Genomic DNA, 18,778 nt, shown 5'->3' with positions numbered 1-18,778 from the left:
AATAATTAATCAAAATTAAACTGATAAAGAATATCCACCGCACTGTCTAATCCTGACACAGCTTCTAAGTAGAGATCTTCTAAAACTCGATATCGTAACGTGAACTCCCCTAATGAATTAAATAGCCCAACACCGTATTTAACTTGTAAGTCATCAGTAACATAGCCACTGACAGTGACTTGAGATGAATCCCCAGAACCTTCGGTATCGAGAGCTAATTGATCAACACCAAATGCATCACCAATCTGATTAACCAACTTACCACTACGTGATAATCCCATCCCTAATAGTGCCGTTGTCATCGAGTTATTACCGCTATCACTATCAAGTTTACGTCCTCGCACTAAATAAGAGAGCGCTTCAGTTTGAGGTAAGCTTGGTTCAGAGAAGACTTCAACCGTTGGATCATCAATAGAACCATTAACCCGAATACCAGCAATCACATCATCGTTGGTATTGGCTGGATTTCTAATCGCTTCTACCTCTAAAAATGGCTGATCAAGAGGACCATTAAAAAGCAGCTTTCCTTTTCGAATCACCAAGTCTTGAGCAAAGGAGTTATATGTCCCTTTTTCAACATTGATATGACCAACAACTCGAGGTTCACCACGATTCTGTTTGATCTGTAATCGTCCAGCCAGATTACCTTTTAAGCCGAAAGCTTTAATTCTGACATCATCACCAATATCTAATTTAATATCTGCATCAATATTAAACTTGGTGGCAGCCTCATCTTGTATGGGTTTTAACTGCTCATCTAATAATACTTGGTCATCACTAACAGAGTATGCCCCTTCTGGAATCTTACTCACCTCGATTCGCCCCCAAGGAATAGAGAGATCTCCAGTAACATAAGTTCGACCAGGTTTGGCATTAATCTCAATATCAGACGTGAGTTTAAGATCAACCAAGGAATCCACTTTCACTTCCAATGCTTTACTATTTACAAATAACTTCGCTTCCCAGGCTTTAAGGTCTCGCCAGTCTCCAGTCCCTGTAATATCTAGCTTTCCTTCATTGGTGGTGATCTCACTCTTCAAGTCTGCATCATAACCATGAAGCTTAAGATCGATGTAACCATCATTCACCACCAAAGGTGAAATGACACTATTAAAAACTAAGGTGCTGAGATTTAAATCTCCTTTGACTTCAGGCTTTAATAGCGTACCTCCTAACATGAGCTGGCTATTTAACTCTCCTGAAAGTTGAGCTCCATCATCCAGTAAATTTGAGAAGCGATGAATGTTTACGTTATCAATAACCAACTGCCCTTTTAAGGGTTTATTCGCAGCAAAGAGATCGTCAATAATCAACTGACTTTTAACACTGCCGTTATCTTGCAGATCGATCATAAAATCGAGTTCGAGTTGCTGTCCTTTAAATTGACTCGTTAATGTTATGTCATTCCATGCTATCAATGTAGTTGCTGTTGTATTACGCTTTAGCTCGCCCTCTTTGGTGGTTAGCTTTCCTTTTAATTGAGGTTTTTCATCTCCTCCCCATTGCGCTAAAACATCACCATTAAGTATGGTGTTGAGAGTTAAGTGAGCTGGCAAAAGAGGTTGTAATGCTTTTAATGACAGCTGATTGATTACAACATGGCTCTGGCTTTTTTCTCCAGCAAGAGAAATAGACGCATCGTTAAAGCAGATTGTTCCATTATTTTGTCGCCAGCAATGATTATTAGTGGTGATTTTTTCTTCTTTAAAGAGCAGATTAAATTGACTGTTTTTATCAATTGTCCATTGGCCTACGGGAGTGATAATACTATTTTTAGCGAATGTTCCTTGCCAACCGGTTTCACGATTGAGCTTTCCCTTCAATTTAATATTTACACCAACAGGCTTACCTTTCGCCTCCACCGATAAGTTGTGCTCATTTTCATCACCAGATAAAGAGGCACTTAATGACTGAATTGACTCCCCTTCCATATTTAACTCAACAATATCAAGTTTAAGATCTCCAGCAATTAATTTACTTTGCTCTATTTTTCCTTGTAACTTTAACTGCTTTAATGAAACCAACTTCTGCCAAGAGAATTGATTCGCAGTAAGATCCACCACTGCCTGAGGATTATTCACCGAGCCTTTAATATCAACTTTACCAACAATAGAACCACCAGCATCAGGAATTGAGCTGGTTAAGTTCGGTGCATTGATATCTAAAGAGAGTGCTAACTGTTTTTTTAACGCTCCTTTAGCAATCAGATGATTATCACCATGGACGAGTTTTAGTCCTTGACTGATAAAAGTTGGAATATCTTGTTGATCAGTCGCGTAAACTTTTAAATCACCAGCTAAATCTAGAGGAAGTTTTTGATATAAGCCATTAATTTTAGCCTTAGGGATATCAACCAACCAACTGCCATTCTCTTCTAATTTTCCTGTTGTTGAAATGTCACCAGAAAGTACAGCAGCAATATCAGGCCAATAAAGTTGTGGGTTAATATTATCTGCCGTTAACTCCCCCCCCAACGCATTGGGTATTGCCAAGAAAAGTGTGCCCGCCCCTGAATTGTGCCTCCAAGCCCATCAAGTTTTAATTGATCGAGCTTAATTTGATCAATATCTCCACTGCCTGAAGCGGCTAATTTTGCTTTAGGGATCTCTTTGCCTTCAGCTGTCGTCGATAAGTGATAACCATAACGCGTAAGATCACCTTGAACGCTAACATTACTATTATGAAGCTGGTAATCGGCTTGACCTTGCAATGGCCACTGAAAATAACGGCTCACTAATACTGCATCGAAAGGAATATTTGGATCTAACAGATTAACTTGCCCTGTCAAACTAAGATCCGTTTTAGATGGCTTTGTCGTGGTGAGTTTTGAATCAACATCTAAATCAGTCAGATCACCTTTGGTTTTTAATATGACTTGGTAATCTTTCAAGGTGGAGTCTTTAAACCTGCTGTTTAAATTTAGCGCTAGAGGATAGTTATCTTTCAGGGTTATCGCCGCTTTACCTTCAAGATCCAGATCGGCCATATCCAGCTTCATCTTATTGATAGAGATATCTTCATCTTTGGCAAATGCGGTAATTTGAAGTCGATTAACAATCACTGGATCAGAATTATCGCCTTCCGTTCCTTGATAAATAAATTGAGTGATATCGAGATTATCGAGTTTAATTGTCAACGGTAATACCACTTCAGGTAACACCATAGGCGAAGTCGATTTTGTGCTGCTAGATTTTTTGCTATTAGAGTTAGCGGTTGTATTCTTTGGGTCAGGTTTAGGGTCAGCAGGTAACTGTAATCCAATGGTATGCCACTGACCATTGGTAACAATAATATTTTGTCGTTGTAATTTAAGACCGGTATTCAATGACTGCCAATTTAACTTTGTTCCCAAAATATCTAGGCTCACGTCAGTGAGTTTAATATCGGGTGAATCAATAGTGATAGGGAAACGAAATGGAGCACTTTCATCTTTTTCGGTTGAATCATCATGATAATTATCGTCAGTATTATCTTGATAACCCACATAAACCCCTAAGGCATACAGCTTATCAGCACTCACTCGCCCCATGAATAAAGATTTAATATTAAGTTTTAGCTGTAATTCTTGTACTCGAATACTCAAGCCATCACTCTTAACCGTAATCCCTTCAATTTTAGATTCAGTTAATAACGCGCCATCAATGCTATCAATATTCACTACGGGTACATAATGGTTAACTGCACTGCGTATTAATTGTGACCCTAATTCAGTAAACAACAACCAAGTGGAAAAAGCGAAAATCAAAGAGATCAGTAATATGATAATTAATGTTAGGCGTTTAATAAATTTAACCATATTAAAGTTCAGGCCCTAATGAGAAGTGTATTTGATACTGAGCATCATCTTTTGGTGCATCAAGTCCCCATGCTAAATCAATTCGCACCGGTCCTACTGGCGAGGCCCATCTAACACCAACACCCGTTCCTTTATACCAAATAGGAGCATCAGTCCAAGCACTACCAATATCAAAGAAAAGCGCTCCCCACCACTTACCCATAATCCGACGTTGATATTCTAAAGAGGAAGTCGTTTGGTATTGACCACCGATCAATTGATCATCACTATCTTTTGGTGCAATCGACTCATAACGATAACCTCGGATACTATTATCACCACCAACGAAAAAACGGATAGAAGGTGGAGCATTAGTTATATCATCAATAAAAACTGCACCCGCATCGAGGCGAAATAAACCTCGATTATTGTTATTTCCTTGAATCCATGCGGTACCTAATTGAACACGTGCAAAACGCGTATCCGACCCCCAAGTAGGATCTGAGAGCTCTAAGGTCATCTGTTGCTTATTACCCCAATCAGGCATCGGTTTTTTCTGTAGCTGTGTACGAGTATAGGTCAGCCCTGGCATTAAAAGTAAGGTCTCATCTTCTTCATCTGCCTGAATATAGTCTTCATATGAGATACGCAAAAACGCAGTACGATGCCAATCATTATCAAAGATCCAATCCCGTTCAAAGCCGAAGGTATATTCTTGGCTATCGGTATCTAGATTATCAACCCCTTTAAAACCTAACTGGAATTGATAATAATCTTTTAAGACATCTTCAAGAGGAATTTTATAACTAAACTCGGCCAGTTGTTCAGGTTTAGAGAGAGAAAATGCCGAGTGTAAACTGTGTCCTTGTGCATTGATCCAAGGTTTATCCCAATTTAATTTCAATCGAGTTTGAACATCGGTAGAGTAACCGATACCGACTTCGACCTTATTTCGCTTACTGGGTGCAAGTTGAACATCGATTGGCAGTTCATAACCCGCCATATTATCCGTATCGCCACTGACAACGATAGAAGAGAACCAACTGCTACCTGATAATGATTGATTAAATTCACCCAGTTTGGTTGATAGGTAAGGATCACCTTCATTGAAAGGCGTTAAACTAGACAAGCGATCTTGCTCAATTTGGCTACCAGTAAACGTTACGGGACCAAAGTTATAACGATGCCCGGAATGAAACTCTAACTTTAGAAAAGCCATATGACGAGAAGGTGCGACTTCTAACCTTTTTTTAATAAATTTCGCGTCAAAATAACCTTTTTTAGAGGCAATTCTTTGTAGCTGTTTTTTTATATTATCGTATTTTTTATGATTGAGAATATCGCCTTTTTTAGGTGCACCTTTAAGCACTTTTTTAAAATTAGGGTCATCTAAAGCAAAAGAATCAAAAACAATATCAATCTCTTGATAACGAACAGGTTTGCCAGCTGAAACATTAATCGTTCCGACCGCATGTCGCCCACTGGAATCTATCGTGATATTAATAATAGGTTCATAGTAGCCATCAGCTTGAAGTGCACTTCTTACCGCTTCAGCTAATCGAGCTTGAAATTGTTTAGAGGTATTAAAGTCATCTTCAGGAAGTCCCTTAATATGCGCATCGACATTGACTGTTAGCTCATCACTCAGACCTTTAAGCTGATAGACTGTTTTTGCTGAAGAGAGAATTGGACAAAGTAATAAAGACGTTAATAACAGATAACGAAGTAATATTTTTTGAGTAGCGATGGGAACGATATTTTTCATTATTTGGCTGCTATTTTAACTGTTCATCATTAAACACACTCATTACTTGTCGGTAATTGAAATTAATATATTTAATAATATACCAACAATATAAGGTTTCGCTATTTTCGTCGATATATTAATGTGCTACAACGTATAGAAAGCTATAAATAATAGTATATCTAATTTATCTCACATTTGATTCAACATGGAGTTGTTATGTCATCTCAACCAAATAAAACAATGCTTCACCATATCTTTAATCGCCCATTAGAGACATCTACACCAAAGGAATGTCAAGCAATCACAGTAGCAATGGGCTGTTTTTGGGGAGCTGAGCGCCTATTTTGGCAGCAAGATGGTGTCTATTTAACGATGGTGGGATATTCCGCTGGCACAACGGAAAACCCGACTTATAAAGACGTTTGTACCGACACAACAGATCATGCTGAAGTGGTTCGAGTTATCTTTGATCCTAAGATCATTTCATTAAACGAACTATTGGCACTTTTTTGGCAGAATCATATTCCCACTCAAGGAATGCGTCAGGGGAATGATATTGGTAGCCAGTACCGTTCTGCTATCTATCCTCATAATTCAGAGGATTTAGCTTTAGCCGAAGAAAGTTTAAAACACTATCAACAAGCATTAATCGCCAATGGTGACAGCTCACCGATTACCACTGAAATTAAATTAGTCTCTGAATTTTTCCTTGCAGAAGAAGAACATCAGCAATATTTAAGTAAAAATCCAGCAGGTTATTGTGGTTTAGGTGGTTCAGGCGTTTGCTATCCAGCCTAGTCATCATTAGTAAAGTTACAGTGATTTTTAAGCACGAAATTTGACATCTCTAATATTATCAACAATCCTATAGCGGATATTTATATCTTAATAAATTCTACTGTAGGAATATAAAATGAAGAACAAACTGCTATTAATCTTGAGTTTATTCGCTTTCTCTTTTTCAGTTTCAGCTAATAATTTAAAGGTTGGCCAACCATTACCGGCCGTCACTGTTTCTGATTATGGTGAACTACTACTAACAGATGGTGATATCAGCTATACAACTTGGAACAGCTCAGAACTACCAGGAAAAGTAAGAATTATTCAAGCAATTGCTGGCCGTACTGCAGCAAAAGAGCTTAACTCTGCGACCATCGATGCAATTACCGCAGCGAAATTCCCTGAAGGTAGCTATCAAACAACGACAATCGTCAACCAAGATGATGCGGTTTGGGGAACCGGTGCTTTTGTTAAGTCATCAGCTAAAACAAGTAAAGAGGACTTCTATTGGTCTTCTGTGGTTTTAGACTCCGATGGTAAAGTACAAAAAGCATGGCAGTTAGAGAAGAAAAACTCGGCAATCATTGTGCTGGATAAAGCGGGGAAGGTGCTTTTTGTTAAAGAGGGACTACTATCTGCTGACGAAGTAAAACACGCAATGGATTTAGTTAAAGCCGAGATTGCTAAAAAGTAGCGTTGTTGTTAATACTCAACAAACAGACTTGTTAATACGTCCAATAAAAAACCGCGAATACTTAAACTATTTTTAGTTAAAGCATTCGCGGTTTTTTTATCGCTTATGGCTACCCTTTGACCTAAATGCACTAGCAGGAAAGTTATAAAAAAAGCACCAGTCTTCAACTTCAGGTGGTCTTATTGCTCACCTTACTATTGATGAACGATATATACCTAAAATAATTGGAGCTGCTAGTAGGCGGCAAGTAAGTGAGGCCCCATGAGTATAGATGTACTATATGATTGGGCGAGCGAGCATAGCCAACAACCGAGCGACTTCAAGTATAAAGGGAAAGGTTTTGATGAATGGTTACTTCATAGATGCGCTGAGAAAACGATTAGTCGCTACATCTTATTCTTAAAGATGTTCACCCGAGAACCTGAAGTATGAGTGTAGTAAATCGTATTGATACATTTTTTAACCGTTTTGATATCAGTGGTTTGCTGTGTGATTCGCCGCTACACTTTCTAACTTTTCAGCTAACCAAACTTTAATAATCGATTGGCGGGTTACACCAACACGATTAGCCTCACGATCTAATGATTCAATCATCCATGTAGGAAAATCAACATTTACTCGTTTTTGACTTTGCATTGGACGCTTAGATTTAGATAAATCTAGATCGCCTAGGATATCTTGGCCATCGTCAAATTTTGCATCAAATTCATTCGCTTTCATAAATCTTTACCTCACCTTTTCTTGAGCGTCGAACCGAAATTATTCGGATATTTTGACCTCGATATGTAATAACGCCTGTCCAATGTTTGCCATTAAGCATACCTATTACAATATATCTTGGTTCATCGTGAGTATTTACTGGGATCTCAATTAAATCAGGATCATTCCAAAGTAATTGAGCTACATTGAAATCCAAACCATGTTTTTTAAGATTCGAGTTACTCTTAATTTCATCAAATTCAAAATCACCCATAGTGTTAAAATTATACCATTAATACTCAAAAGGCAACTTTTGATAATATGTCGAAAAGATGGTGAATAGTTACTAGGTCGAAAAATGCACTTTAATTCTCTAAAAATTTAGAATATATACACCTAAAATAATTAATAATGCAATACTTCGCTCTTTCACTTTACTCCTAAGTGAATAACTGGCCAACTGTTTTCATCGGAATGAACATTCTTACACGACCATTGATTTCACAAAGAACGTCGAAGCCATATTTCGCATAAAATGACTCCGCTTGTTCAGTTAAACAATCAACCACGATGGCATAAGCTCTCATGTGAGAATTGATTTCCCAAAGATATTCAAGCGCTTTAATTAAGCTTACTTTACCTAGCCCGCTTCCTTGAAATTCTTTATGAACCGCAAGTTGAGCTAAAAGAAAAACAGGAATTGGATAGCGTGGTAATTTTTTAGCCACTTTTTGTGGCAATGCATCACGGCTAATTGAACTTGGTGCAATACTATAAAACGAACAAATTGGATACTTTTGATTTGGTAGAGGCACAGATGCAGGCAAAACCATTGTACGGCTAATGCCGGCTTGCATCTGTTTAGCGGCTTTAGTTTTGATAAAGTCATTTAACTCTTTTTCACCACAGTCAAATGAAACCCTATCGTGTTGTGATTTATCCAATTCTTTAAACGTCTTGGAATAACTCACTTAAAGTCACCATTTTTAGTAAATTCAGCAGCCTCAAGTAATGCGTTATTCGGAGCCTTAGCCTCATCACAAGCCATCATGAACTGATCAAATACATTTGTTTCAACCTTGATGCATTCATGTTCAGAGATCACCTGAGTTGCATCTTCATCCATTAGACGAACAACGTATTCAGTTAAGCTTTTTAAACCAAGTAGTGCTGATGCTTTCTCAGCTTTCGCTTTGATTTCTTCATCTAAACGGATATCAAGTCTTGCATTCGCCATAAAAACCTCCAATGGTACGGATTTATTCCGTCATTAATTTAGTATAAGTTTTACACAACCAAAGCGCAAACTGTACGGAGATTATACGGATTTAATTTCGACTCGGTTTTGTGGTTAGAGGTTTAGGGCTTATTGAAGAACTAGCTCGACATTCGATTATGGTGGAATATACCTATCCAGCGAATACTTATTACCAATAAAAAAGACGCCCTAAGACGCCTTTTTATCTCTAATCTTCAATCACTTCACTTCCACCAGCCCGAAATAGAACACATCATCCACTTTGCCGATCAACTTGCCGTCGGTTTGAGTGGGTAACGCCTCTTTTGCCATTGGTCGTCCGTTGAACGATTTACTGATGTTCCGCCAACGGTATTTTTGCTCATCATTGACGGGACTGAGTGAGATCTTAATTTTTTTATTTTTAGCCTCTAGTGGAATAGACTCCGAGAAAGCCCCTTGTTCATTGGTCTCAACGGTGCTGTAGGTATTATCGTACGACACCAATACCCAACGTTGTGCTAACCCTTGCTCACCGTTATCTAAAATGCCATTTCCTCGCCCTTGCTCGCTGTTATCATTAAAGATGAACCCTTTGACTATTAATGTATTTTCTCGCGTCCAACCTTCACCCCGTTTCTCCTCATCACTTAATGAAGGGAACGCGATAACCCCTAAAATAAGGGGACAAATAACCAAACGATCACGAACTATTTTATATATTAACTGATTCATGTTTATTCCCTCTAATCATCGACTTTGATTTGAAAACTCACGACACCACGGTCCGTTGGATTTAGCGGCTCAGGGAGTACCCAACGAATTTTCCCTTGGTACCCAGTATTATTCTCTGCACCGAGTGGTTGTTTTAATTCACATTCAATAGTTTTTGACAAACCACAATTGTGTTTGACGGGTAAACTCCCCCCCACTAACTGGCTAAATTCAGGCACATAATCTAAGAGCACCACATTGGAAATGGGATGCTCTGACTCATTAGAGAAGTAGAGTTTATATTCCAAGGTATCTCCCGATTTTGCGGTGTTATTTTTACTCTCTACACTGCCCTCTTCACTCATGTTTCTTACGGTCTTTTCTAGGGTCAGTTTGCCAAAATTCGTTAAACTCAAAATATCTTGATTACTGAGATAAAAAGTGACCCCGTGGCTTGTTCCGACGTCTTGCGGCTTGACTTCAACATCAAGGTAATAATAAAAATCAGCATCGACGCCGCTGGCTGAAAATTGAGGGGTCACTTCCGTCACGATACAGAATGTTTGTTCTGGCTGGGTGGTTGTGATATCGGCGGTGATTTTGGTGTCCCCCGCCTCTAACTCCCCATTACAATTATTATCTTGGTAGATTTTAATCGGCCATGCTCTGTTTTGTTCTTCAACCATGATTTTAAGGGTAGAAGGTGAATAGAGTTGAAGTTGATGAGCAAAATATTGCGTCCCTTCATTAGCAGCAATGCTTCTTTTATGATCCTGGGTTAATACGGGCTTTTTAATTTGACCGAAGAGGAACTGGGTTTGCTCACCTAATAAACCGCTAAATTGGCTATCGGTGGTATTAACGCCTTCATTCCCTGAACTATCTTGGGTTGATGAACCGTCGATAGATTCACTGATCGCTTGCCAGCCTGCGGTAGGTTCAACCGTTAAGGTAATGTTTTTGGTTTTCCATTCGTTAGGTAAGGGATAAGAAAAACGGCCACGTCCATCGGTAACGGCACTTAAGGTTTCAGTGGCGTTATCTGTGTTCGTTAAGGTCACAACACGGTTGGCTAACCCCTCTTCCCCTGTCTCTTTTAAACCGTTATGAGGTGTGGCGGAACTGTTGTCGTTAAAGGCATGGTCATTGAACACATAACCGTCAAGGGTGATGGTTGCGGCAGGTAAAGGCGGCGCTTCACCCACATAGAGTAACGCCAGAGTAATTGAGCAAAGAATATCGGTATTTTTTACATTATCAGCAGTATTCGTGTTGCTCGCACAAACTCGATAATAGAACTCATCCTCATCGTTATGAGCTATTGGTGGAGTGTATGTTATTGTTTCAATTTTAGAAAGATTCTTAAAACCAGAAGCATTATTACTTTCTGTGAATTCTTTTCTCGTTATTTTTAATTCTCCCCCTTTAATGGTTGTTATTTTTGTTGTCGAGCTTTCAATCCCAGCTTGCCCTGTACCTGCATCCAGGTGATCCTTACCCAAGGTAGTAATAAACAACTCACCCGAATGTTTTGCCGCGTTAGCTGAACCGCTATCAGGATTAAAGTTTATTTTTGAGTCATTCGCCATTAGGGTGGCGACTGATATATCATGCTCCGGTACAGGACTATCACCAGTGCTGTAATAAGGAAAGACAAACCCACTGATCGGATTGTCTACATTATTATACCGATCAGGTTTTGCATCTACATGAGGAGCTGGGGTATAACAGCCATTTTCACTCGCCTTAATATCTGAACCAAACATCAGCGGCAGTATTCTTCTGATTATTCCTCTACCTGCATCATCACCACTATTAGGAAACTCATAAGCTGCACCCATTAATTCAGGGAAATTCAATAACATCACACAAGCCCCCTGTTCAACTTTGGTTGTCGTCGAGTTATAAAACCGCATCTCATCAAAGCCCCAAATACTCAGTAACGCATTCTGAGTCGTTTGGAAAACCATATTTAATTTAGGGACACGATCCGTGAAAAAATATCGCGTTGATCCGATAGAGTAATGAGAAAATTTATTAGGATTCACATGTGCCGTGTATGCCGAGTATTCTTTTGACATGACACCAAAGGGTCTTGTATAGTCAGCCGTTGATCCAGTATCAAGTCTAATACCAACAGGTAAAACCTTATTGAGCTCAGCGATTCCTTCTTGAAAATTTCGAGGCTTTTCAAAAGTACCAGAAATTTTTGTCTTCTGATCAATAACAAAGACATAGAGTCTTCCTTCTCCACTTCTTATCCCATCTAGAATCGTAGGCCAAACATCTGGGTTATATTTATCCAGTTTACTAAAATAAAAGACATTAACAGGGTGAGTCTTTAAGTCTGCTAGTGATAATGTTTGCTCTGAACCTAATGCATTACTAACATCTTTTATTTTCTGATTAACTTTTGGACTTTGACTAAACTCTTTAATAATACGCTGGTCTATAACATTACTGCTGTTGTCCAAATTACCATTATTACGAGTATGAAAAAATTTGATGTCATCACTAGGAATAAGGGCTGAAGAAGCGATTGGTACCCCGCCCAGCAAAGTGGCTAAAAACAGCGCCCTCAGTTGAAGCCCTTTAAAACGAGTGGGGGTATTTTCCCGCCTATTTCCATTACCCCTCGTGGGGAGCCTAAGAGAGTAATAAGGTATTAATAATAATTTGGTTAAACGATTTTTATTGCGGCTTGCGGCTTGCGGCTTGCGGCTTGCGGCTTGCGGCTTGCGGCTTGCGGCTTGCGGCTTGCGGCTTGCGGCTTGCGGCTTGCGGCTTGCGGCTTGCGGCAGAACACGCTATCGCTCTATCTAAAAAACTCAAGAACTTATTCATTAAATTCCCTCTTTTTATTCTAAATTCGCAATATCAACACATTCCTAATCTGCTGATATAAAATGAAATATTTTGTTTTTACTGTTTACAAGAAAACCAGTATGCGACGATTAAAAGGGATTACAAGAGATGGGGAAATTAATAAAAATTGATAAGAGAAAGCAATATAGAGAGCAGAATATAGTGGTAAGAAATTAGGGGTTCATAGAAAATGATGAGACACAATAAGACGAGTAGTCAATAAAAAAGCCCGTAAATAAGATACTTACGGGCTTCATTGGAAGTACTAGGATGTGGGTATGATGATTACATCATGCCGCCCATTCCACCCATACCACCGCCCATGCCGCCCATATCAGGCATCGCTGGAGCATCTTTCTGTGGTCGATCAGTAATCATCGCTTCAGTGGTGATCATCAGACCCGCAACAGAAGCTGCAAACTGAAGTGCTGAACGCGTTACTTTCGTTGGATCAAGGATACCCATTTCGATCATGTCGCCGTAAACACCCGTTGCTGCGTTGTAACCGTAGTTACCTTCACCAGCTTTAACGTTGTTAGCAACCACTGACTCTTCATCACCTGCGTTGGTGGTAATTTGACGAATCGGCGCTTCCATTGCACGTAATGCAACACGGATACCGACATTTTGCTCTTCGTTATCACCTTCAAGGTTTGATACTTTAGACGCTGCACGGATAAGTGCAACACCACCACCCGCAACCACACCTTCTTCTACCGCTGCGCGAGTTGCGTGAAGTGCATCTTCAACACGTGCTTTCTTCTCTTTCATTTCAACTTCTGTTGCTGCGCCAACTTTAATCACCGCAACACCACCAGCTAATTTAGCAACACGCTCTTGAAGTTTTTCTTTATCGTAGTCTGATGTTGCATCTTCAATTTGCTGACGAATTTGAGCAACACGACCAGCAATAATCTGCTCTTCACCGATACCATCGATGATTGTCGTGTTTTCTTTCGTAATGGTAATGCGCTTCGCTTGGCCTAGATCTTCAAGTTGAACTTTTTCTAGATCCATACCCACTTCTTCAGAGATAACCGTACCGGCAGTCAGAACGGCAATATCTTGTAGCATTGCTTTACGACGATCACCAAAACCAGGGGCTTTAACTGCTGCAACTTTTACGATGCCGCGCATGTTGTTAACCACAAGTGTTGCTAGTGCTTCACCTTCAACATCTTCTGCAACGATAAGTAGCGGACGAGATGCTTTAGCAACGGCTTCTAATGTTGTTAGTAACTCACGGATGTTCGATACTTTTTTATCAACCAATAGAATGAATGGGTTTTCTAGATCAACACTGCCCGCTTCTTGATTGTTAACAAAGTAAGGAGATAGGTAACCACGATCGAACTGCATACCTTCAACCACATCAAGCTCATCTTGTAGTGCTTGACCTTCTTCAACCGTAATAACGCCATCACGGCCTACTTTTTCCATCGCTTCAGCAATGATATTACCGACAGTTGCGTCAGAGTTCGCAGAGATAGTTCCTACCTGAGCAACCGCATTCGTATCTAAACAAGGAACAGAAAGTGCTTTTAGCTCTTCAACCGCAGCAACAACCGCTTTGTCGATACCACGTTTTAGATCCATTGGGTTCATACCCGCAGCAACCGCTTTTAGACCTTCATTAACGATAGACTGAGCTAATACCGTTGCCGTTGTTGTTCCATCACCCGCCGCATCATTAGCTTGTGAAGAAACTTCTTTCACCATTTGTGCACCCATGTTTTGGAACTTATCTTCAAGTTCGATTTCACGTGCAACTGAAACACCATCTTTAGTAATGGTTGGTGCGCCAAATGACTTATCTAAAACAACGTTACGACCTTTAGGACCTAAAGTCACTTTTACTGCATCAGCAAGAATATTTACGCCTTCTAGCATTTTTACTCGTGCATCATTACCAAATTTTACATCTTTTGCTGCCATGTTCTTAAATTCCTTTAATTAAATTTCACCGGATAACGGGGCTTACTCAACGATCGCTAATACGTCATTTTCAGACATGATTAGCACTTCTTTACCATCGATTTTCTCGGTTTTTACGCCGTAGCCTTCGCTAAAAATAACCGTATCGCCAACTTTTACATCTAGCGCTTGTACTTCACCGCTTTCTAAGATGCGACCTTTACCAGTAGCCAATACTACACCACGAGTTGATTTTTCTGCTGCTGAGCCTGTTAAAACAATGCCGCCAGCGGACTTAGATTCAACTTCTTGGCGCTCTACAATTAAACGGTCGTGCAAAGGACGAATGTTCATCGGTTGTCTCCTGATTATTTGGTTTTTATTAAAAATGAAGAGAGGCTTCATTACCTATCCATCTGTGAATATTGATCTTGGGGTTATTTCAGCCAAACTCAAGGTATAGTAGAGTTTTTTTCATTTTATTTAGTCATTTTTTTGCTCAATCACTCAGTTTCGATTACCGTATCTCCCAATACACACTCTTAAGGCTGTAATGCAAAAACAAAAGCTCAAATCAAATCAAAATCGATTGCTGCTCGACCCTATCGATAAACTGTTAACCCAACTCACCATTCCATTAATTTTTGGTATGGTCGCGGTGTTGACATTTAATTTGGTTGATACTTTTTTCATCTCGCTTTTAGGGACAAACTCTCTTGCAGCCATCAGCTTTACCTTTCCGGTTATTTTTGCCATTAATTCAATGACGATGGGAATTGGTGTTGGTGTCTCCGCTCATCTTGGTCGTATTTTAGGGAAGAAGTTAGAAATAAAAGCCAAAAGGTTTGCTTCTCACGGCTTGTTATTAATTGCAGTATTAAGCACGTTACTTTCAATTATTGGCTACTTTACGATTGATCCGCTTTTCGCTCTGCTTGGTGCAAATCAAGAACTTCGGCTTCTCATCGAACAATATATGGCAACCTGTTATCTATTTATTCCATTATTAGCAATTTCAATGGTGGGAAATAATATTCTTCGAGCAACAGGTGACACCAAAACGCCAGCGGTCATCTTAATTATTTCTGGCGTCATCAATAGCATTTTAGATCCTTTATTTATCTTTGGTCTTGGTCCTATTCCAGCGATGGGTGTACAAGGTGCAGCGATAGCCAGTGGCATCAGTTGGACGATTGCCGTTGGTTGGTCTTTTTATATTCTGATCCATAAAACGCAACTACTCGGCTTGTGGTGTATGACAGAAATTATTGATGATTGGAAAAAAATCCTTCACATCGGAACTCCAGCTGCTTTTTCTAATGCGCTACTTCCAATATCAGGGGCTATTTTAATGGCATTATTAGCGAGCCAAGGAACAGAATCTGTTGCCGCTTATGGTGCAGCACAGCGTATTGAGTCATTCTTATTGATTATTGTGATTTGTATGACTTCTGCTTTAACACCGATAATGTCGCAAAATTTAGGTGCAAAACAAGACCAGCGAGCTTTTCTTGCCCTCTTTACTGGGATCAGATACTCCTTGTTAATCCAGTTTTTGATTTTTATTGCGATGGTGCCATTAAGCTCCCCTTTCTCAGCGCTATTTAGTCAAGATATCGAGGTTCAGAAGCAGATCTGGCTCTACTTAATTGTTGTTCCATTAAGCTATGGTTGTCAGGGAATTGTCATGATGTTAGTGAGCAGTTTAAATGCGCTTCATCAGCCCAAGCAGGCATTAGGTTGGAATCTATTTAGATTGTTTGGATTATTGTTGCCTTTCGCTTGGATCGGAAAGCAATTAAATGGCACGGAAGGATTATTTATAGGCATTATGGTCGCTAACTTTATTTCAGGATTTGCCGCCTACTTCTTTGCAAAAAAAATAAGAGCCCATCACTTAGGTTGATGAGCTCACTGATCGGTTCTAAATAAAGAGTATTGCACTTTCAAAGATCAATTAATTTAAACGATTTTGATCATTATCATCACGCTTGTTTTTCTCATCATATTTATCTTTTCGCTCGAACTCACCATCAAACGTATTATCATCACGTTCAAATGGGTTATGTCCAGATCCAAAGCCGCCACCAAATTGACCACCAAAACCTGATCCACTCATTGATTTTAAGCTAACTCGTTGCATCAACTTTTTGGCTAAGATTGCACGCGGTCTTGGTAATAGAACAAGCATCCCTAAAAAGTCAGTCATAAATCCAGGTGTTAATAGCAAAACACCCGCAACAGCAAGCATCACACCTTCAACAATCTCTTGTGCAGGAAGTTCTCCTTGTTGCATTTTATTCTGAACAGATAGAAGCGTCATCAATCCTTGGCTGCGCACAAGCGAGGCGCCAACAATCGCCGTGGTAAGTACAATTGCAATGGTAGGCCAAAGCCCTAAAAAACCGCCAACTTGAATAAATAGCGATATTTCAATAATTGGAACTAAAATAAATAGAACGAGTAAAATAGGAAACACTACTGACCTCGGTAATTAAGTTTACATTCATGTTTAATTTACTCTTAATCGTAACACATTATTTTACATTGCGATGAATATCTTTATACCAAGATTAATACCTAAAAATGGGTACTATTAATACCCCTTTGTTATGTAATGAGATGCTCATCACATTTATTGATAATACTCAATCTAGAGTGATAAAAGTGATCAACATTAACTTTTATTTTTATTTTTACATTGTATGATCATAGTCAATCAGTTGGAATGATTGCTAATACCCAACACTAAAGAATGGATGCCTACAATTAGTGTTAACTATCAGATTATTTGTCTTTATTTAAGGTTAACCTCATGGCTAATTTAGAACAGCAAGCTACAAACACTCGTATTGAAGAAGATCTATTAGGCTCTCGTCATGTACCTGCTGACGCGTATTACGGTATCCACACTTTGCGCGCAATGGAAAACTTTAATATCTCATCAACAACGATTTCAGATGTTCCTGAATTTGTTCGTGGCATGGTCTTTACTAAAAAAGCTGCCGCGCTAGCGAATACTGAATTAGGCGCGATTCCTGCAGAAGTTGGCCAATATATCGTAAAAGCATGTGACCTGATTTTAGAAACAGGCAAGTGCATGGATCAATTCCCATCGGATGTATTCCAAGGTGGCGCAGGTACTTCTGTAAACATGAATGCTAACGAAGTGGTTGCTAACTTAGCACTGGAGTTAATGGGTCATAAGAAGGGTGAATATGACATCGTCAACCCTAACGATCACGTTAATAAGAGCCAGTCAACAAACTGTGCTTACCCAACAGGTTTCCGTATTGCTGTTTTCAATAGCATTACAACATTAGTTGAGTCAATTGGTTACTTACAAACTGCATTCGATAATAAGAGTGTTGAGTTTGATAACATCATTAAGATGGGTCGTACTCAGCTGCAAGACGCGGTTCCAATGACAGTAGGGCAAGAATTTAAAGCATTCAGCATTCTACTAAAAGAAGAAATTAAAAATTTACACTATACCGCTCAGCTTCTACTTGAAGTAAACCTAGGTGCAACGGCTATCGGTACTGCACTAAATACTCCAGGAGGTTACCAACCTCTAGCAGTAACTAAACTAGCTGAAGTCACTGGTTTGCCTTGTACTCCTGCAGAGAACTTAATCGAAGCAACCTCGGATTGTGGTTCATACGTGATGGTTCATGGCTCACTAAAACGCCTAGCGGTAAAACTGTCTAAGATCTGTAACGATTTACGTCTACTTTCATCTGGTCCTCGCTCTGGCTTTAATGAGTTGAACCTTCCTGAAATGCAAGCGGGCTCTTCAATCATGCCAGCTAAAGTTAACCCTGTTATTCCAGAGGTAGTTAACCAAGTCGCATTTAAAGTTATCGGTAACGACACAACGCTAACATTTGCAGCAGAAGCGGGACAGCTACAGTTAAACGTAATGGAACCTGTGATTGGTCAAGTTATCTTTGAATCTATTCAATTACTTTCTAATGCGTGTAAAAACTTACGTGATAAGTGTATTGATGGTATCACAGTGAATAAAGAAGTCTGTGAAGCATTCGTACATAACTCTATTGGTATCGTCACTTACTTGAATCCATTAATCGGTCACCACGAAGGTGATATCGTTGGTAAGATTTGTGCGGAAACAGGTAAGAGCGTTCGTGAGGTGGTGTTAGAACGCGGGTTATTAACAGCAGAAGAGTTAGATGATATTTTCTCTATCGAAAACTTAATGCATCCACAATATAAAGCGAAACGTTATAACTAATATGATTAATCTTTGATTTTATATCGCGATGTATTACAAAAAAGAATACAATATAAAATCAAATAGTTAAAAATAAAAAATAATCATTAAATACGATT

General features: G+C 39.3%; 16 protein-coding genes and 1 pseudogene. 5 read left to right on the top strand and 12 right to left on the bottom strand.

The annotated features are described in order from the left end of the window. Positions 1-5: 5 nt before the first annotated feature. The 3 genes from L0B53_RS08295 to L0B53_RS08285 are packed head-to-tail and all read right to left on the bottom strand — an operon-like array spanning position 6 to position 5,540. Positions 6-2,492, bottom strand: a complete 2,487-nt coding sequence (locus L0B53_RS08295) for a translocation/assembly module TamB domain-containing protein (protein ID WP_235061627.1) — start codon at positions 2,490-2,492, stop codon at positions 6-8. Next, on the bottom strand, positions 2,459-3,796 hold the full coding sequence (locus L0B53_RS08290; protein ID WP_235061626.1) for a hypothetical protein: 1,338 nt from the start codon (positions 3,794-3,796) through the stop codon (positions 2,459-2,461). Before L0B53_RS08290 ends, L0B53_RS08295 begins: the two co-directional genes overlap by 34 nt. A 1-nt stretch (position 3,797) precedes the next feature. Further along, positions 3,798-5,540 carry an autotransporter assembly complex family protein gene (locus L0B53_RS08285; protein ID WP_235061625.1) on the bottom strand — a complete coding sequence of 581 codons (1,743 nt, stop codon included), beginning with the start codon at positions 5,538-5,540 and terminating at the stop codon, positions 3,798-3,800. Positions 5,541-5,738: 198 nt separating this feature from the next. Between L0B53_RS08285 and msrA the strand changes: the two genes are divergently transcribed. The 3 genes and pseudogenes from msrA to L0B53_RS19575 all read left to right on the top strand — a co-directional run. Continuing rightward, positions 5,739-6,320, top strand: a complete 582-nt coding sequence (msrA, locus tag L0B53_RS08280; protein ID WP_235061624.1) for a peptide-methionine (S)-S-oxide reductase MsrA — start codon at positions 5,739-5,741, stop codon at positions 6,318-6,320. Positions 6,321-6,435: 115 nt separating this feature from the next. Next, entirely contained in the window at positions 6,436-6,996 is a 561-nt protein-coding gene (locus tag L0B53_RS08275) for a YtfJ family protein (RefSeq protein ID WP_235061623.1), read from the top strand. Between the two features lie 94 nt (positions 6,997-7,090). Further along, positions 7,091-7,399, top strand: a pseudogene (locus L0B53_RS19575) (hypothetical protein); the annotation flags it as partial. 71 nt (positions 7,400-7,470) lie between these two features. Here the strand turns inward: L0B53_RS19575 and brnA are convergent. The 8 genes from brnA to L0B53_RS08230 all read right to left on the bottom strand — a co-directional run bounded on the left by brnA (position 7,471) and on the right by L0B53_RS08230 (position 14,779). Continuing rightward, positions 7,471-7,716, bottom strand: coding sequence for a type II toxin-antitoxin system BrnA family antitoxin (brnA, locus tag L0B53_RS08265; protein ID WP_235061622.1), 246 nt, complete (start codon positions 7,714-7,716; stop codon positions 7,471-7,473). After that, positions 7,703-7,969: a BrnT family toxin gene (locus L0B53_RS08260; protein ID WP_235061621.1), complete on the bottom strand. Its 267-nt coding sequence runs from the start codon at positions 7,967-7,969 to the stop codon at positions 7,703-7,705. Before L0B53_RS08260 ends, brnA begins: the two co-directional genes overlap by 14 nt. A 166-nt stretch (positions 7,970-8,135) precedes the next feature. Beyond that, positions 8,136-8,666: a GNAT family N-acetyltransferase gene (locus L0B53_RS08255; protein WP_235061620.1), complete on the bottom strand. Its 531-nt coding sequence runs from the start codon at positions 8,664-8,666 to the stop codon at positions 8,136-8,138. Next, a complete protein-coding gene (locus L0B53_RS08250; RefSeq protein ID WP_235061619.1) occupies positions 8,663-8,932 on the bottom strand; it encodes a DUF1778 domain-containing protein in 270 nt (89 codons plus the stop codon). The genes L0B53_RS08255 and L0B53_RS08250 overlap by 4 nt, the downstream gene beginning before the upstream one ends. A gap of 240 nt (positions 8,933-9,172) precedes the next feature. Further along, positions 9,173-9,667: a hypothetical protein gene (locus L0B53_RS08245; protein WP_235061618.1), complete on the bottom strand. Its 495-nt coding sequence runs from the start codon at positions 9,665-9,667 to the stop codon at positions 9,173-9,175. Between the two features lie 11 nt (positions 9,668-9,678). After that, the gene (locus L0B53_RS08240; protein ID WP_235061617.1) at positions 9,679-12,120 is read right to left on the bottom strand and encodes a hypothetical protein; all 2,442 of its coding nucleotides are present in this window, start codon (positions 12,118-12,120) and stop codon (positions 9,679-9,681) included. A 676-nt stretch (positions 12,121-12,796) separates the two neighbouring features. Next, on the bottom strand, positions 12,797-14,446 hold the full coding sequence (gene groL / locus L0B53_RS08235; protein WP_235061616.1) for a chaperonin GroEL: 1,650 nt from the start codon (positions 14,444-14,446) through the stop codon (positions 12,797-12,799). 42 nt (positions 14,447-14,488) lie between these two features. Beyond that, positions 14,489-14,779, bottom strand: a complete 291-nt coding sequence (locus L0B53_RS08230; protein ID WP_235061615.1) for a co-chaperone GroES — start codon at positions 14,777-14,779, stop codon at positions 14,489-14,491. A gap of 199 nt (positions 14,780-14,978) precedes the next feature. Between L0B53_RS08230 and L0B53_RS08225 the strand changes: the two genes are divergently transcribed. After that, positions 14,979-16,331: an MATE family efflux transporter gene (locus L0B53_RS08225; RefSeq protein ID WP_235061614.1), complete on the top strand. Its 1,353-nt coding sequence runs from the start codon at positions 14,979-14,981 to the stop codon at positions 16,329-16,331. A gap of 51 nt (positions 16,332-16,382) precedes the next feature. Here the strand turns inward: L0B53_RS08225 and L0B53_RS08220 are convergent, their stop codons facing one another. Then, entirely contained in the window at positions 16,383-16,904 is a 522-nt protein-coding gene (locus tag L0B53_RS08220; protein ID WP_235061613.1) for an FxsA family protein, read from the bottom strand. Positions 16,905-17,240: 336 nt separating this feature from the next. On the opposite strand from L0B53_RS08220, the gene aspA reads away from it, so the two are divergent. Further along, a complete protein-coding gene (gene aspA / locus L0B53_RS08215; RefSeq protein WP_235061612.1) occupies positions 17,241-18,680 on the top strand; it encodes an aspartate ammonia-lyase in 1,440 nt (479 codons plus the stop codon). Positions 18,681-18,778 lie beyond the last annotated feature (98 nt).

The sequence above is a fragment of the Vibrio sp. SS-MA-C1-2 genome (assembly GCF_021513135.1).
Taxonomy (GTDB): Bacteria; Pseudomonadota; Gammaproteobacteria; order Enterobacterales; family Vibrionaceae.
This window is presented reverse-complemented; position numbering and strand designations above follow the sequence as displayed.

Bases quoted from the DNA above. Each gene is read 5' to 3' on its own strand.
- L0B53_RS08290 (WP_235061626.1), bottom strand. From the start codon at position 3,796: ATGGTTAAATTTATTAAACGCCTAACATTAATTATCATATTACTGATC.
- L0B53_RS08285 (WP_235061625.1), bottom strand. From the start codon at position 5,540: ATGAAAAATATCGTTCCCATCGCTACTCAAAAAATATTACTTCGTTAT.
- msrA (WP_235061624.1), top strand. From the start codon at position 5,739: ATGTCATCTCAACCAAATAAAACAATGCTTCACCATATCTTTAATCGC.
- L0B53_RS08275 (WP_235061623.1), top strand. From the start codon at position 6,436: ATGAAGAACAAACTGCTATTAATCTTGAGTTTATTCGCTTTCTCTTTT.
- brnA (WP_235061622.1), bottom strand. From the start codon at position 7,716: ATGAAAGCGAATGAATTTGATGCAAAATTTGACGATGGCCAAGATATC.
- L0B53_RS08260 (WP_235061621.1), bottom strand. From the start codon at position 7,969: ATGGGTGATTTTGAATTTGATGAAATTAAGAGTAACTCGAATCTTAAA.
- L0B53_RS08250 (WP_235061619.1), bottom strand. From the start codon at position 8,932: ATGGCGAATGCAAGACTTGATATCCGTTTAGATGAAGAAATCAAAGCG.
- L0B53_RS08245 (WP_235061618.1), bottom strand. From the start codon at position 9,667: ATGAATCAGTTAATATATAAAATAGTTCGTGATCGTTTGGTTATTTGT.
- groL (WP_235061616.1), bottom strand. From the start codon at position 14,446: ATGGCAGCAAAAGATGTAAAATTTGGTAATGATGCACGAGTAAAAATG.
- L0B53_RS08230 (WP_235061615.1), bottom strand. From the start codon at position 14,779: ATGAACATTCGTCCTTTGCACGACCGTTTAATTGTAGAGCGCCAAGAA.
- L0B53_RS08225 (WP_235061614.1), top strand. From the start codon at position 14,979: ATGCAAAAACAAAAGCTCAAATCAAATCAAAATCGATTGCTGCTCGAC.
- aspA (WP_235061612.1), top strand. From the start codon at position 17,241: ATGGCTAATTTAGAACAGCAAGCTACAAACACTCGTATTGAAGAAGAT.